16 protein-coding genes are annotated in these 14,565 nt (G+C 49.4%); 1 reads left to right on the top strand and 15 read right to left on the bottom strand.

The features are described from left to right. Positions 1-133: 133 nt before the first annotated feature. The 15 genes from ATY27_RS05680 to ATY27_RS05750 form a co-directional block, all read right to left on the bottom strand. Positions 134-400: a hypothetical protein gene (locus ATY27_RS05680; RefSeq protein ID WP_208930773.1), complete on the bottom strand. Its 267-nt coding sequence runs from the start codon at positions 398-400 to the stop codon at positions 134-136. A gap of 115 nt (positions 401-515) precedes the next feature. Then, a complete protein-coding gene (locus ATY27_RS05685; protein ID WP_208930772.1) occupies positions 516-905 on the bottom strand; it encodes a DUF1801 domain-containing protein in 390 nt (129 codons plus the stop codon). Between the two features lie 132 nt (positions 906-1,037). Further along, complete coding sequence (locus ATY27_RS05690; RefSeq protein WP_208930771.1) at positions 1,038-1,535, bottom strand: GNAT family N-acetyltransferase; 498 nt, start codon at positions 1,533-1,535, stop codon at positions 1,038-1,040. Positions 1,536-1,813: 278 nt separating this feature from the next. Next, the gene (locus ATY27_RS05695) at positions 1,814-2,275 is read right to left on the bottom strand and encodes a hypothetical protein (RefSeq protein WP_208930770.1); all 462 of its coding nucleotides are present in this window, start codon (positions 2,273-2,275) and stop codon (positions 1,814-1,816) included. 65 nt (positions 2,276-2,340) lie between these two features. After that, the gene (locus tag ATY27_RS05700) at positions 2,341-2,979 is read right to left on the bottom strand and encodes an ASCH domain-containing protein (RefSeq protein WP_208930769.1); all 639 of its coding nucleotides are present in this window, start codon (positions 2,977-2,979) and stop codon (positions 2,341-2,343) included. Positions 2,980-3,049: 70 nt separating this feature from the next. Beyond that, positions 3,050-3,505 carry a hypothetical protein gene (locus ATY27_RS05705; protein ID WP_208930768.1) on the bottom strand — a complete coding sequence of 152 codons (456 nt, stop codon included), beginning with the start codon at positions 3,503-3,505 and terminating at the stop codon, positions 3,050-3,052. Between the two features lie 199 nt (positions 3,506-3,704). After that, positions 3,705-4,115, bottom strand: coding sequence for a hypothetical protein (locus tag ATY27_RS05710; protein WP_208930767.1), 411 nt, complete (start codon positions 4,113-4,115; stop codon positions 3,705-3,707). Continuing rightward, positions 4,108-4,356, bottom strand: coding sequence for a hypothetical protein (locus ATY27_RS05715; RefSeq protein ID WP_208930766.1), 249 nt, complete (start codon positions 4,354-4,356; stop codon positions 4,108-4,110). Before ATY27_RS05715 ends, ATY27_RS05710 begins: the two co-directional genes overlap by 8 nt. Positions 4,357-4,966: 610 nt before the next feature. Continuing rightward, the gene (locus tag ATY27_RS05720; protein WP_208930764.1) at positions 4,967-5,254 is read right to left on the bottom strand and encodes a hypothetical protein; all 288 of its coding nucleotides are present in this window, start codon (positions 5,252-5,254) and stop codon (positions 4,967-4,969) included. A gap of 96 nt (positions 5,255-5,350) precedes the next feature. Then, positions 5,351-5,656 (bottom strand): hypothetical protein, encoded by a 306-nt coding sequence (locus tag ATY27_RS05725; RefSeq protein ID WP_208930763.1) that lies wholly within the window; start codon positions 5,654-5,656, stop codon positions 5,351-5,353. 62 nt (positions 5,657-5,718) lie between these two features. Next, a complete protein-coding gene (locus ATY27_RS05730; protein ID WP_208930762.1) occupies positions 5,719-6,156 on the bottom strand; it encodes a hypothetical protein in 438 nt (145 codons plus the stop codon). Positions 6,157-6,814: 658 nt separating this feature from the next. Continuing rightward, positions 6,815-7,291, bottom strand: coding sequence for an RES family NAD+ phosphorylase (locus ATY27_RS05735; protein WP_208930761.1), 477 nt, complete (start codon positions 7,289-7,291; stop codon positions 6,815-6,817). After that, positions 7,291-7,743, bottom strand: a complete 453-nt coding sequence (locus tag ATY27_RS05740; protein WP_208930760.1) for an antitoxin Xre/MbcA/ParS toxin-binding domain-containing protein — start codon at positions 7,741-7,743, stop codon at positions 7,291-7,293. Before ATY27_RS05740 ends, ATY27_RS05735 begins: the two co-directional genes overlap by 1 nt. Positions 7,744-7,799: 56 nt before the next feature. Beyond that, on the bottom strand, positions 7,800-8,177 hold the full coding sequence (locus tag ATY27_RS05745; RefSeq protein WP_208930759.1) for a hypothetical protein: 378 nt from the start codon (positions 8,175-8,177) through the stop codon (positions 7,800-7,802). Positions 8,178-8,228: 51 nt separating this feature from the next. Further along, on the bottom strand, positions 8,229-13,493 hold the full coding sequence (locus ATY27_RS05750; RefSeq protein ID WP_208930758.1) for a S8 family serine peptidase: 5,265 nt from the start codon (positions 13,491-13,493) through the stop codon (positions 8,229-8,231). A gap of 261 nt (positions 13,494-13,754) precedes the next feature. Between ATY27_RS05750 and ATY27_RS05755 the strand changes: the two genes are divergently transcribed. Beyond that, positions 13,755-14,543 (top strand): MipA/OmpV family protein, encoded by a 789-nt coding sequence (locus ATY27_RS05755; RefSeq protein ID WP_208930757.1) that lies wholly within the window; start codon positions 13,755-13,757, stop codon positions 14,541-14,543. Positions 14,544-14,565 lie beyond the last annotated feature (22 nt).

A 14,565-nucleotide genomic window follows, 5' to 3' on the forward strand; every position in this document is an offset into this window, starting at 1 on the left:
CAACTGCTGTTTATTACCAGACAGCGCGACAAGCAACCTGGCTGGTGCTGGCTGCTATCGCTAAAAACTTAAAAAATCAACGCTGGCTAATGGCGGGGTCAGCCGCTGCATCAACAAATAGTCGGGATATCACTCATAGAAACTTCCACTTAACAACAAGGGCAATAATGGTGGGCACAGCAAACAACAACAGAAAGATCGGTAACTCTTCGGCGATTGAATAGCCCGCACGGCTCACGCCAACCCACATATTAAACCCGGTCGCACACAACCAGAGCAGAACAAAAGCTGAAATACCCCATGTTGTTGCAGCAGGGTATTGTTCCGCAAAGAGCTTACTAAAAATAGATATCGCAGCAAGCAGGAACAGGCCGACCAGCAAAATAAGCACTGTACGCATTTCATCTCTCCTGGCATTTTTCATCAAGCAAACTTTGTGTTCGTTACATATAGCTAATCATATGAACCGGCTCGACGGCGCGATTAGCTGTGACAATATTCTGCAGAGATCGCGGCTACTTCAGGCGTTCCAGCCGGCCTTTGCGGCGCACGATGTTTTTGTAGTCCCACTGTATATCGCGGCTCTCGGCAAGCCATGCGCGCAAGGCTACAACGTCGATTTGATCCACCGCCACAAAACGTGCTTCTGCAGCTTTAAATTTGCCCTCAGCCGTCAGGCCAGGCGACGCAAAGGACTGACCACTCCAGAACAGCAAACGGATACATCCTTTCAGCTTGCTATAGCCAACAATTGGATTGCCGTCGAGAAACCATACCGGATGTGCATGCCAGACCTTGTTTTGGGCGTCAGGCAAGGCGTTGTCTATCTCTTGCGCAAGCAGTGCGCATATCTGCAGATCCGCCAGAGATTGCGCATTGTTGTACCACAATGTGTCTTCATGCATGCCAAAGACTCCTCCGGTATTAATAGCTAAAGCCCATATTGCGACTGCCATATCCGCCGTGAACCTTAAAAAAGACCAACCCCACTGCAGCCACAGTTATCGCACAGGATCCCTGCGCCGCCCTGCCACAGCTCAGACTGCATGCGGGGTTAAGGCGAGCCGATAGAACTTCGAATCGACCGCCATCACCGGAAACGTCTGCGGCAGACTAGATTTTTGAACCTCAGCAAAGCCATTTTTTTCGTAAAACCGGTGTGCGGCCACAAACTTGTCGGTGGTTCCCAGTAAAATGTCTGCAATGCCCTGCTTTGCCGACCATACCAGCAGTTCGTCGAGCAGCTGCTTGGCGACGCCCTGTTCAGCACCCCGGTACGCGGCCGCGACAAACATCTTGCGAAGTGCAGCCTGTTGATTACCGATATCGAGCAGGCCAATAGTCCCAACTACATGCTCGCCGTGGATAGCGACCCAAAAGTTACCGCAATTGCGCTGATAAAAACCGGGGATGTCCAGCAGATCAGGCTGGGCGTCCAGCGTGATCGGTACACCAAACTCCGATTGCTGAATGGGCAGGATGACTGAAACTACGCCTGCGGCGTGTTCAGCTGTAAAGGGAATAATCTTAATCATCAGTCATACCGTCAAATGATAACTGTACGCGGCTGAACCTTGCGCAGTGTCGCTGCGCTATTAGATCCGCGTCTTGTCAGCCAAAAGCCGACACAAAGATCACAGCAGCCAGGTATCACTGCAGAGATCTTGCTGCTGCCTTACTGCTATGCCTGTTGCAACCTTTGCTGCGCATAGCAGCAGATTGTATCGCCGATAAAATTAACCATATTTGCATGGTACGCAGTATGGAATGTAGTCATCGCGTCATTTTCAGCATAGTCAAAGTGTGCCCGGCCTCAATTTGTGGCAGCTTTTGCCCGCTGAAGCGCCGATTCAAAGGGCAAAGCTCCGGCGGACTTTATTGTTGCTGCCATCTGTTCATCCAGCGACATCAATCGCTGCCTGAGTTCTTGCAGGTCCTCAACGATCAGCGTGTGACCATAGTCGACCGCAATGCCCCGGTGAATGCTTGCCAGCTTTTTGCACTCAGCCTGATAGCTTTCGCATCCAAGCTTGGAGTGCACTATGGTGAGCGCGCCACTAATCAGCGACAACACTCCGGCTGTGGTTGGACTTAAGATTTGGTTATCGATCAGGAACCCGCCGCCAGCCACCAGCGCCAGTAACGCCGCACCAATGACCAGAATAAAATTGGCCGGGATTAATCGCGCCAGTGTTGTTGCGTAGGCCAGCGAAAGCGCCATGTTCTCCGAGCGGCGTTCCTCGGCGACTTGTCTGAGATCCTCTATCGTAAGCATGCTGGCTTCCTTTGCTGTCTGACGCTGAAGTTAAGCCGCGAAGCGGCGTTGACCTGAATGCTTGGTCAGGCCGCGCCTGACGGAAATATGCACTCGAACTGCTGAAAGACAACAGGCATATCAGGCTGAGGCTGATAGCCAGTCCCCCGGAGTTCCCAATGATAATAGTCCCAATGCGCCTTGCGCCACCAATCCAGTGAGCCGTCGCCCTCACCTTCAATTTTTGCATGGCTTGCCGTGATCTGGTTAAACGGCAGGATCTGCACATGGGTTGTGCGAATAATACAGATGGCCTGCCCGCTCCAGTCCGTCACTATGTTCAGATCGCCAACAACCGGCAGGCTCTCGCCACTGTTGTCAAAAAACCACAAAGACGGTGAGGTCGCACGCTTGCGACCAGTCAAAACCAGCCGGGCACACTCATTCGCATCAGCCTCGTTGTCGCAGAAATACCAGGCTGGTGGCGCATCAATAGGAGCTGGTGATGGTGGAGACTGACCAGCAAGGTAGTCGGCCCACAGCTGCGTGACTGTTCGGTGCATATAAAGTGTTCCTTCCCTGGAGCCGCGAGTGGCTTGAATTACATGGTACTGCCAGTTAAAGCTGGATGAGCGATTAACACAGGCGCTGCCACAACCAACGAACTGACACGCCGAATGAGCCAATAAAGCACAATTGCACAGATTCTGTTTTTGTAACTTCACCTTTGGTTATGCACGGCTTTTAGTCGATCCCGCAGTGACGAAGTGCACAACTTGAACCAGTTGTCAGCCATCAGGAGCCTGAAAGTGCACTGCAGGCCATGACAGTGCTGCACAACACTGTTTGATTAATGATGAAGCCTGTGCCGAAACCCAGGAAGCCCATAATAAAAACGAGAATTGGCTTGTGACACTTTGAGGATCTGCTGATCACTCCGGTTATAAACAGGCCGACAAATGCGCCTGGCAATGAAAATATATGACCTAGACCCAGCAGGTCGTTTATTGCTGATGGCCCCCAGTTGGCCCGAATGTAGACTCCGAAGGTTAACCCTACAGCAAGAACTGCGCCCGAGATAAACAGAGGCTTTGTTTTAATAACAGCGCATGCGATGAAAACTAATAAGAAGACCGATGCGTAGTACCAATGTCCGATGAAAAGAACATCACCTTTCGTTAGTGTAATTGCTGCCAGCAGCGCAATTGCTGCTGTTGTGATGATTGCATCCGTGCTTAGTTTCAGCTCCATGTTGGTTCTAACGCCAAACGCACGTGCGACAAACCGATTGAGGTCTGACGCCCCAGAGGCAACGGACGCGCTTACCCCGTTTTGTTAGACAAACTTGCAACAAACAGCACCACCCGTGTAATTTAAACACTGACAACAGCAAGATAACAATCACGCTGTAGCATTGTTATGTTTGGCAAAAATACGAATAATTTCAGCATTAGTGAGTTTCAAAATACTTTTTCAATTCTTTATAAAGAATTGCGCACTTTGGCGGCTCATCTATTTTGCCATCATGATCACAGTCATATCCTTTAACTGTAGCCAGACGACCGTTTCCGAATATATCGCGATCATCTTTTTCTATATAAGTTACCGTTGGAGACTTTTTGATCCACACTATGTTTTCTTTGAACTGCAAAAATTCTGTTTTATCAGTCAAATTTATCAATCTCTCAAAATCTGCGCGCTCGTCAGCAATGACCTGAAAGGTAAAAAAGCTCAATAAGATTAGAAATAATCTCATGATTCCTCCGCTAACGTTTAGCGCACGAACCCGGTCCTTGGTGAGCGTCGCTGCGGCCTCAGGCCGCAATGTGCCACGCTCCTTGTTAGCAGAAAATTTAAACATGAGGATCATGTAGTAAGACTATCTCTGACTGTTTCACCTCGTAGTTTGGATCGCCACCAGAAATTTCAATCGTATAAATAGGCTCCGAGTCATGCGTATCGACTCCAACGATCCAGCCTGTAACTCTTTCACCATCCTCATCGATGATACTAACCTGAGAATTATGTCGATACTTAATTCCAAGAATCAGCTCACCATTTAAGAACGCTTCATTTAGTTGCCGATACTCAGCTCTGTTCATAGTTACCTGCTAACTACCAAATTTAGCGCGGGAAAACGCGCATGTGTTTTGCGTCGCAGTCCATGCGCAGCGTAGACGATTAACATTTGCTTGTTATGTGCCTTTACTCTGAAGTATCCCCAGAAGTTGTGTAGGTAAAACAATAATTCAGGCGCGGGAGGGAACATTCATGGCAGTCCCTGATCTGATCCTTCGCCAAAAATCACAAACCATGAATAACCGCCATGAAAGCTCAAGCTATGCTCGCCGATTTTCTCGACCTTGTCACCCCAAAAAATTTCCATAAACATCTTTTAAACTCGCTGACGGCATCGCTGCAGAGTTTACTCACCAACGGCCAGTNCATGCTTGGGTTGGCAGCAGAACTCGCCGGCAAGCATCGGTCGTTCCAGGCGAATTCGCTGAAACATCGCAGAGTGTTGTCGTTCAATTATCTGGGTAAACGGTTGTGCCGATTAGCCAGAGTCGGTATCAGCGGTGAGGAAATCCAGGCGGCAGTCAGGCAACTGCTTGAATGGGCGGGTCTTTTTGATTGGACCAATGTCAGGAAAGTGAGCGGATGATATGGTTAGGTTATTTCTGGGGATCCGTCAGGCCTTTACTACAACGGTTATTCTATACATCTATTGTTCGAATAATCGAAGCTGCCGCCAGCATCTAAACATTTATCAATTTGAATAAATTCATAGACATGAAAACCCAGAATTACAGCACAGAGCCAGAATAAAAACCCCACCGAAAAAACCGAAAATCCATCTGGGTCAACATTTGATTTGAACGGTTTGCAAATTAAATAACCTGTTCCTTTGCAAAGAAACTCTATCAAAACTTCATTTAAGGTTCTGAATAAAAACCGACCAACCACTTCCAGTAAATCACCAACTGCATCTAGCGCCATATTCGGGTCACTTCCATGTACACATAACTATCGCCTAAACGGCGAGCAACTTGTTGCGAGTCGTCCAGCGCCGCAGGCGCGCTATGCTGGCGATTGCTATGAGTTATTTTGCAGCAGGATTGTTTCACTGAAATCACTCTTGAATGCATCCAATTCATAAGGCGCGCCTGCTTTATCAAGGTACAACGAAAATAGCACTGATTTGCCATCATCATCGATTAGTTCAAACTCTGCGCAAGCTGAACCAAAACTACGCTCAGAATGATTGATTCCAATCATTAAACTGCCCATCCTGCCATCATCCATTGATTCCACTAATAACGATTTTGCGTCATACGCTAGTTCTGCACGTATAAATAGCTCATTTAGGATTCGTGTTTCAATGGTCGTTGGGGTTCGCATTTTCAAAACTCATAACTACCAAATTTAGCGCCAAGGGCGAATAATATTTACTTGTTATGTTCTTATACTCGTTTGATAGCAATCTTTGCATGACCAAAATCACCCGGCACCCCAAATATCATTGGACATTCAACCACTGTATAAATGTATTCATCAGTCGATTTTTCATTAGGGAAATCAGACTCACACTTTGAAATGAAATCTCCAGATTTATTAAAAATGCTCAATGAAATTTTGTACGTATCATGTACAAAGGCAGAATCATTCAAGTTCATGTGCTTTACTGCAAAGATAACTCTTTCAGTTCCAATTGAAGTTTTCGCAATTTCTAAACCTAAAGAATCTGCGAGCAAGCCTAACTGCTTTGAAGAGACCTCATTTAAGCGATTTTTGTAACCATATTCTACAGATGCACCTAACGTGGATATTAGCACTGAATATATAAGCCCTGTCGCAAGAGCAAAACCTACTCCCCACAAAAATCCTTTATAAAGCTCCATTAGGTTCTTCAATTAATCCCCCTATACATAACGATTGAACTCAACGGCGCGCTGTGTAGCGTCCGTTGCAGTGACTTGTTCTGTGTGTAAGTTGGGTCGGACCATCAATCCATGAGTTCCTAAGCACTTGTGCGGTAAAACAATTCTCGACGCTACAACTTGCCGGCCCCGGGGTTTGTGGCCTCACTCGAAGCTAGTCCGCGCCATCCGTCTGCATGCACGCATCAGCGGTGTCGCGAACGCTTCGAGCGTTGCAGAAAAACACAAACTCTTCAAGCTTACTTTGCTCCTAGAATCCGGACTTTATGAATCTCAGATCTATTAGAAAAATCGCCGGCAAGACAGAACATATTAATCAAATGCAAAACGCACGCTTTTAACCCTACGTTGTGCCTTTGATATTTTTTAACATCAGTTAACACTACCGAAAAAACCTACAGATCTCAACCCTTTGCCGCTGCTGCCCGCTTTGTAACAAACGAAAGCGGGCGTGGCGCCGTTGATCTGGCGATATACATTTAATTTACATTTTGCAGGTGCGAATTGCATAGCTGAGCGAACTGCTTTGGCCGCGTTTTTTGAATCATAAGTGGCGGTCGGCATACTTTCTCGGCGTGATGCCAGTCGTACCAGTGAAACTTGCAGGCATTACACCCGGTTAGATGCCCATACCGGCAAACAGCCGTGGGTTATAGATATCGTGGAATACCTGCTGCAGCCGCAGCTGTGTGGCGTCCGGGTGGCTGGCGTTAAATAGCAGGATGCTGCCAAGGCCTGGCGGCACTGTTACGCTGGGTAATTCCAGCAGCACGTTTTGTTGGCTGTGCAGCCAGTCGCTGCCGAGTTGTTGCGTGCTGACCGGATACGGAAAACTGTCCCAGTCGGTGGGCATAGCTCCCTGAAAGCGGCTGACCAGCGCATCTGGTAACTGATATTGCCCGAGCCGGTAGCTCTTGGGCACAAAGCGCGGTGACGGCAGATAATTGGCTACTTCCAGCATCGCCACTGCCGCCGAACTGGCGAAATACAGCACGCGCTGACCTGGTGGATTCCAGCGGCCGCCACTTTTGAAACTGGCGCCTTCGCCGCTGTAATTCTCCAGAAAGGCTTCCGGACAAATGCGGTACAGCTGCATCAGCTGAAGTCACCAAATTCAATAGCTTGCAGCACATCGGCGACCATTTTGCGGCCAACGAAACTGTCAAATAACGCGATAGGTTTGTCGCCGGATAACGCCGGCATCGGGCTGTTAAGCCACTGCCGCGCCATCTCTGTGCCAAACAGCTGTTCAGCGCGGCAAATCAATTGCAGCATATCCAGCACCGGCTCGGCCTGATGACTGGGTAAAGTGCCTTTATACAGGCGGCTGATATTGGCGGCGCTGATCGACAACGCAATCACCAATACCGGTTTTAATTCGGGCAGCCATTGCAGCAGGGTTTTGACTTTATCGCCGGAAACGCCGTCACGTACCAGCTGCAGATAACTGCGTTTATTTGCAAAAACTGCGGTAGATACAGCGCAGGCGTCGGATACGGTTTTGACGGACATTGTCTGGCAAGGAATAGTTTGATATGTCGTAGCCATGGGTCACCTCCGGTTTGCATCTTCTGACATTACATCAAAATGAGTTACCCATCAAATCAAGTTGATTGAACTGCAGATTTATTCCACTGTCGCCTGCTGGGCGCATCTGCCCGCTTTTCGTGCACAATCGCCGAAAAGCTCTGGGTACCACGTAGCTGCATTTTCCCCAGTCTGTTGCAGAGCAAATGACGTTCAACCGGCAACAGGCCAAATTGTTGGCCTTTCGAAATCCCGGTCTCAGCATACCATCCCTGGATATTCGCCGAAAATTGCTCCTGCATTTTCGCCATACCATCCATCCCTGGATATTCGCCGAAAATTGCTCCTGCATTTTCGCCATACCATCCATCCCTGGATATTCGCCGAAAATTGCTCCTGCATTTTCGCCATACCATCCATCCCTGGATATAAAAAGGGCCGTGGTGAATCACCACAGCCCTTCCCCAATCGCCTGTCCGCTATTTCGGACAGACCAGTCACTCAGCTTAACTGTGCAAACGCCGGCGCCAGAAACGTCCGCCAACGATGGTTAACAGCAGCAACATCCAGTTGCCGGATGAACCACCAGAAGATTTTGGCTTCACCTCAACTGCAACTTGTTGCTCTTTGACCGTGACATTGACAATGGCCACACTACTCAGCGCCTGATCCGATACTGTCACTTCAAAGCTGTAGCTGCCAGAAGCGGCATTATTCAGCGTCAGTCTGGCACCGTTGGCGGTGGTATTCAGCGTAGTGCCTGATTTCTGCACCCAGCTGTAGCTCAGCGCATCACCGTCGACATCAGTACTGGCTGAAGCATCCAGCGTGATACTACTGCCGCTGACACTTTCGACATTGCTGCTCACCACTTTTGCCACCGGCGCATCGTTCACCGGTGTGACCGTCAGGTCAAAGCTGGTGCTGATTTTATCGTTCGGTTGTTCAACATCCGCCACAGTGACAGTGACTTTAGTCGTGCCGACAAAGTTAGCCGCCGGTTTGATGTTGATAGTTGAGCCTGAACTATGGCCATCCACCGTTGCTGTGATATTGGCACCGCTGACGCTGATAGTGTTGGCACTGTTATTTTCATCGGCGTACAACACCTGCACATTCTTCAGTTCGCTGTCTTCAGCAACTGTCGCGTTGCGGATAGCGCCGATCGCGATGTTGCCGGGCACTGAAATCTCATGGGTCATGCTGATATCAGCCATCCCTTTCACCTGACTGGTGGCTTCCACTTTCAACAAGCTGCCAACCGCAGAATGCGCAACTTCAGCAGTGAACCTGACCTGAAATTGCGATGACTCCGGGCCAACATAGTTGTAACACAGCACTTTGCCGACACTCAGTTTACTGTCCAGATCATCCAGGGCGTATTCAGTCCCTAAATGCCCTTCCAGTGGACCGTATGTCGATGTTTGACCACGATACCCCTGCAGACCAACAGAACCACGGTTATTACCGGCGAACTCCAGTTGGTTGTATGCCATGTAAAGCTCGTACTCGCCTTTGCCAAAACGGACATTGTTGTTAAAGATCAGTTCGAACTCAAAGCGATCATCACCTTCACCGAAAATTGCCTGCCAGTTTTCATCCATGCCGAGGTAAGGCATGGTGCGCATTCCATCCCATTCAATAATGCCCCAGCCCGTTTGTGTGCTGGCGATGGTCATACCTGACTCCCAGCTCAGCGGCGTGGCGGCAGTTTCCAACACAAAGTTCGGGTAACCGCCCCAGCCACGCCACAACGTACCGATGGCCTGATGCGGGAAGCTGTTGTACGGGAATGGCATATGTTGTGGCCAGAAATACGGGTCGCCGGAGAAGGCAATATTGCCGTTACCGCGCACCGCCATATATTGTGATCTGGCGTGTTCATTGTTGTATAAACCGAAACCCTGACCATCTCCAAACATCGTGTTGTAAGGAATTAATGTGCCTTCTCTGAGCATATTCGGGTCGTCACCAAATCCCGGTGTAAAACCAAAACTACGCAAATCGACATATCGATCATTGTTTTGACCAAAATCAGGCACCCGACACTTCGCGTCTTCATCGCTGGTGCTGATCTTGTACTCTGGCGTGACTGTTGAGGTATCAGGCTGCAAGCCTTTGATCGTCAGCACACCGTTTTTCAGCGTCGCTTCCTTAACAATGCTGTCGTCGCTGGCCTGAATATCATCGGCTGCGAGGTTTAAACCCGCCGGAATTTTGGCAGTGATGGTGAAATCCCGATCGGCGCCTGAGTTATTTGGCAGGGTATTAAACTGCAATGTGACGGGCTGACCAGCGCGGGCGGCCGTTTTATCTGCTTTTAATGTGACATCATCATCACCACGGCTGAGTTTCACTGGTACAAACCCAATATTGCCGGCATTGGCTGGCGACGAGCCGATATCAAAACCGGTGTAATACAGATCACCGGTTTTCATCTCAGCTTTGTTCCAGTTGATTTGTAAATCAACCGGCGTCTTGCCATCGGTTTGCGCTGGCATTGCCACAGAAACATCCGTTGCCGGATCACCTTTGACCACGGCATAAGTGTATTCAAAACTATCGGTGCCAGGCGTCATGTAATCATTGGCATTGTATAAAACAGCGAAGTATTTACCCGCTTCCGGCTCGTTGATATTACAGAAGTTATTGGATACGACATGCCAGGATACACAAAGCATTTCGGTATCTAAATCCATCACACCGTTGTTATTAAAGTCTTTGCCCAGATAAACAATGACGTTGCCGAAGTTATAAGCTTCTTTATTACTGGAGTGTGTTCTTTGCAGGTTCTCGACGATTAAACGTTTACTGTTGGCCGGCACATCAATCCAGAAACTATGGGAAGCTTCGTCCAACCGGTTCTGGTCAACATCACCTTCCTGCCGCGGCCATGGGAAGGTGAAATCATCATCTTTTGGCAATGTGATCTGGTGACGTTCAGCTTTAACCGGTGCATAGGCACGGGTCACCGCCTGACTCATCACCGGCATTGGCACATCTTTCACGGTATAGCTGCTGTGATTGCGATGTGCGTTGACAGTCACCCGCTCCGGCAAATCGCCATTGTCATACTTAAACACGACCGGCAGTCGCATATCCGGCGCTTTGTTGTGGTCTTCTTTAAACATCAGATGCGACTGCAGTTCGACTTCTGAATTCCCCAACACATCCTGAGAATTCATAATCGAAGCCCGCACCATCACGGTCTGAGTTTCACCGGCTTTTAAGCTAAATTTATTCGGGATAATTTCCAGCTTGGCGCCTTGTTGCACATATCTGTCCTGATATGAAGGTGACCAGTTGGTAATTTCATCAGCCGAAACGGTCCAGCTGCCATCTTTAGTGGCAGTAAAAGTACGCACCCAGCTACAGGTTGGCTTACAGCTGAAATTGACCATTTCCGGCAAGTTCAGTTTGTGCACCAGACCACCATTGGCCGGGTTCGCGGCCAGCATATTGTCGTAGCTTTCGTCCATGATTAAACCGGCATCAATGGCGGCAGCCACGTTGATGCGGCCAGTACCGGCACGGTAGATTTCAGCCTTTTTATCCGCTTCCCAAGCGGTGCCCGGATGTACGGCATAAGTCACTGCAGGCTCAGCTGTTAACTGTAACGCAGCTTGTTTTTGCGCCACTGTCCAGGCAGGACGCGCCTGCGTGAGCAGCGCTAAAGCACCGGCCACATGCGGCGCAGCCATCGAAGTTCCGCTGTACACTCCAAAGTCTGCAGTGACCGGGTTTTGACCTAAGCGCTGTGCAAACGGGCTTTCGTCATTAGTTGCGGCATAAATGTCGACACCAGGCGCAGTGACCGAAGGGACTATATGTTCAGGGTTGGCAATGCCGGGGCCGCGCGAGGAAAAATCGGCTAATTTATCGGCTTCACTGGCATCAATTTTGCGGTCAATCGTCGTTGCTGAAATGGTCAATTGATGACCAGTGCTGCTTTCTGTATTCAGCCAGCTGGATAAACCGCCCCACCACTGTGCATTCGATAAATGAATGCCCGGCACCGCATAACTATCCGTGTGGACAACCTTGCCTTCATCACCATAGTCGGTGGCGTTATATAAAATAAAACCTTCGGCACCACCTACGGCGACGTTGGCAGATTTTTCCACTCGGCCATTGGTGCCACGCTGACACACCACGATGACATCGGCTGGATTGCCCTCAGCGTCCAGATAAGGCTGGCCTTCGCTGTTCTTCAGGTTATCAAAAGTGCCCTCAGCAAAAGGTTCGGTACACTGCTCATTGCCAAAATTGACCGCTTGCACCACGACACCGGTCACTGCCTCGGCGTTAATACCACCGCCTTTAATCGGCTCTGTCGGCACACTGTCGCCACCGGCAAAGTTTTCTGCTTTGGTATCAATATCGATAGTCCGGCCTGTGGTCGAAGCCGCCACATTCAGTAACCAGGGTGATACGTGATCAATATAGGTGCCCAGCTCTTGCGAACCGTCAGTACCGGCATTACCGGCCGAAGCGGCCACCGCAATCCCGGCCTGATGAGCGCCTAAAAATGCCAGCTCAATCGCATCTTCCCATGGCGACGTGATATTCATCACATTACCAATCGAGAAGTTGACAGCATCCACGCCGTCCGTCACCGCATCTTCAATCGCCGCGACCAACGCCTCCCCAGGACAACCTTCTAATGGGTAACAGACCTGGTAAGAAATAATATTGGCGTGCGGTGCCACCCCGGAAATCTCCGGAAATAAACCGGCCTTGACCACGGTACCATCGCCGGCAGAACTTAACTGTGGCACCACATAATCTACATTTTTCAGCACATTACCCGCAGCTGTAGATGCCGTATGAGAACCGTGGCCTGCCACATCCTCACCGACAGCCGGGTATAAACCTTCATAAGTGTCGGTAATGACGTCGTAACTGCGGATCCCGATCAGCTTGTCGTTGCAGCGGTCCTTAAATTCGTCCACAGCACAGTCGCCAACATAATTACCGCTGCCGAGCGGGTTGACATGGTCATAGCCGTCACTGCCAACATCTGCAAACGAAGGATGATCACTGTTGACACCGGTATCGATGATCCCGACTACTGTGCCTTCCCCTTTAAAAGGTAAATTGGTGCTGGTTTTGCCGGTCCACACTTTATCTGCACTGATCCGCTTTGGGCCTTCATCCGTGTGTAACTGGTACATCTTTGAACGCTGTACGCTGATAACATCCGCCAAACCAGCCACTTGCTCAGCTTCGTCCTGCGTCAGAGTTAAACTGAACCCATTGATAGCATTAACAAACTGCTGGCGGGCTTTCTTGTTGCCCAGCAATTGGCTGATGTCACTGAGTACCGCCTGCTGTTGTTCCAGCAGAAACTCCTGATAATTTTTAACCGCGGAATTCACCGGCTTGCCCTGCACAAACAAGCGCTGCTGCGCATCAGCTTTTTGCAGCTTGGTTGCTGCAAGTCCGGCAATACCACCGTTGTACTGACTGACCGGATTTTGCCGTAACCGCACTATGTAAACCTGCTCACCGCTGATGTCAGCTTCACGGACAAATTTGACCTTGGTTGGTTGCAGGCTGACGTTTAAACCGTCATTTTCCAGCCGGTTATTTTGCATACTGCGCCGATGTTGGCGCTTTTTCAGCTGATCGGCGTTAATGGCGACCGGCTTCAGGTGATTGGCGGAATTTTGCACATGAGCTGACTCAGGCAAATGCCCTGTTGCCGCATGTGCCAAAGCAATACTGCCCAAAGCGGCAGCAACTGCATAAGCGATTGATTTTAGTTTCACTGGACTCTCCACTTTTGATTATTAAGGCGACTGGTTATTTTTCCGTCGCTGAATTTATCTAATCATTCATGTTGTCCGGGCCGCGAAACCTTTCATGTATCAGTTTGTATCAATGCACTAAAACTGCTGCTTTCAACAATACGAATTGCTAAAGTGAGGTCAGAACCTGTTTGAACCCATTGGTTGTTGATGAGACTTTTCGAACTTGGATTACTTGTTACCTGCTTAGGTGCCAGCGGTAATCTTTTTGCTGAAACAAGTTTGCCTGCTGCACAAACTGAAGCCGGGCGCTGGGAATTTGCCTTGTCACTGGGTACCGGCAAAGTCACCACGCCGCTGTCCAACCGGGATGATTTGCAAGGATCTGTGTTGCCTGTCATCAGTTATTACGGTGAGCGTTTTTTTATTGAAAACAGTTTTGTTGGCTACAGCCTGGTCGAGCGGGACCACTGGTATCTGGATCTGGTCGGCAGCCTGAACGATGACGGCTTTTTCTTCGAACTCGATGGTGTCAATCAGTTTGGCTGGTGGGACGCGCTGGGGATCGAGCGTAGCCACGGTGTTGAATTCGAAGGTGAAGCACCAGCTGATCCACCTGGTACTTTTGAAGACATCGAACGCAATATGTCTTATATGGCTGGCGCCAGTGTTACCTGGCTCACCGACCTCGCCGAGCTGCGGCTGACGGTACTTACCGACGTCAGCGGCGTGCACCATGGTCAGGAACAACACCTCAGTATCCGCAAAAGTTATAGTTATCAACAATGGCAATTCCGCTGGCAACTGGGTGCTTTGCATAAAGACCAGCAGATTAATAACTACTACTATAATCTGCGGCCTTACGAGTTATACAACGCCGAAACCTGGTTCAGGTTATCAGACAGCTGGCAGTATTTTTATGCACTGACCCTCAGTTATCAGTTTGATCCACACTGGGCCATTCAGGCCTTCTGGCAAAAAAACCAACTGGACAAGGACCTACTGAAAAGCCCGTTATTAGCCCAGGACCACTACTACAGTCGTTTTATCGGTGTGAGATACAGTTTTTGATGAGCCAACGCTGCAGCCTGGC

The sequence above is a fragment of the Rheinheimera sp. F8 genome (assembly GCF_001518915.1).

Bases quoted from the DNA above. Each gene is read 5' to 3' on its own strand.
- ATY27_RS05740 (WP_208930760.1), bottom strand. From the start codon at position 7,743: ATGGCTACGACATATCAAACTATTCCTTGCCAGACAATGTCCGTCAAA.
- ATY27_RS05705 (WP_208930768.1), bottom strand. From the start codon at position 3,505: ATGGAGCTGAAACTAAGCACGGATGCAATCATCACAACAGCAGCAATT.
- ATY27_RS05695 (WP_208930770.1), bottom strand. From the start codon at position 2,275: ATGCTTACGATAGAGGATCTCAGACAAGTCGCCGAGGAACGCCGCTCG.
- ATY27_RS05690 (WP_208930771.1), bottom strand. From the start codon at position 1,535: ATGATTAAGATTATTCCCTTTACAGCTGAACACGCCGCAGGCGTAGTT.
- ATY27_RS05710 (WP_208930767.1), bottom strand. From the start codon at position 4,115: ATGTTTAAATTTTCTGCTAACAAGGAGCGTGGCACATTGCGGCCTGAG.
- ATY27_RS05730 (WP_208930762.1), bottom strand. From the start codon at position 6,156: ATGGAGCTTTATAAAGGATTTTTGTGGGGAGTAGGTTTTGCTCTTGCG.
- ATY27_RS05715 (WP_208930766.1), bottom strand. From the start codon at position 4,356: ATGAACAGAGCTGAGTATCGGCAACTAAATGAAGCGTTCTTAAATGGT.
- ATY27_RS05735 (WP_208930761.1), bottom strand. From the start codon at position 7,291: ATGCAGCTGTACCGCATTTGTCCGGAAGCCTTTCTGGAGAATTACAGC.
- ATY27_RS05685 (WP_208930772.1), bottom strand. From the start codon at position 905: ATGCATGAAGACACATTGTGGTACAACAATGCGCAATCTCTGGCGGAT.
- ATY27_RS05680 (WP_208930773.1), bottom strand. From the start codon at position 400: ATGCGTACAGTGCTTATTTTGCTGGTCGGCCTGTTCCTGCTTGCTGCG.
- ATY27_RS05725 (WP_208930763.1), bottom strand. From the start codon at position 5,656: ATGCGAACCCCAACGACCATTGAAACACGAATCCTAAATGAGCTATTT.
- ATY27_RS05720 (WP_208930764.1), bottom strand. From the start codon at position 5,254: ATGGCGCTAGATGCAGTTGGTGATTTACTGGAAGTGGTTGGTCGGTTT.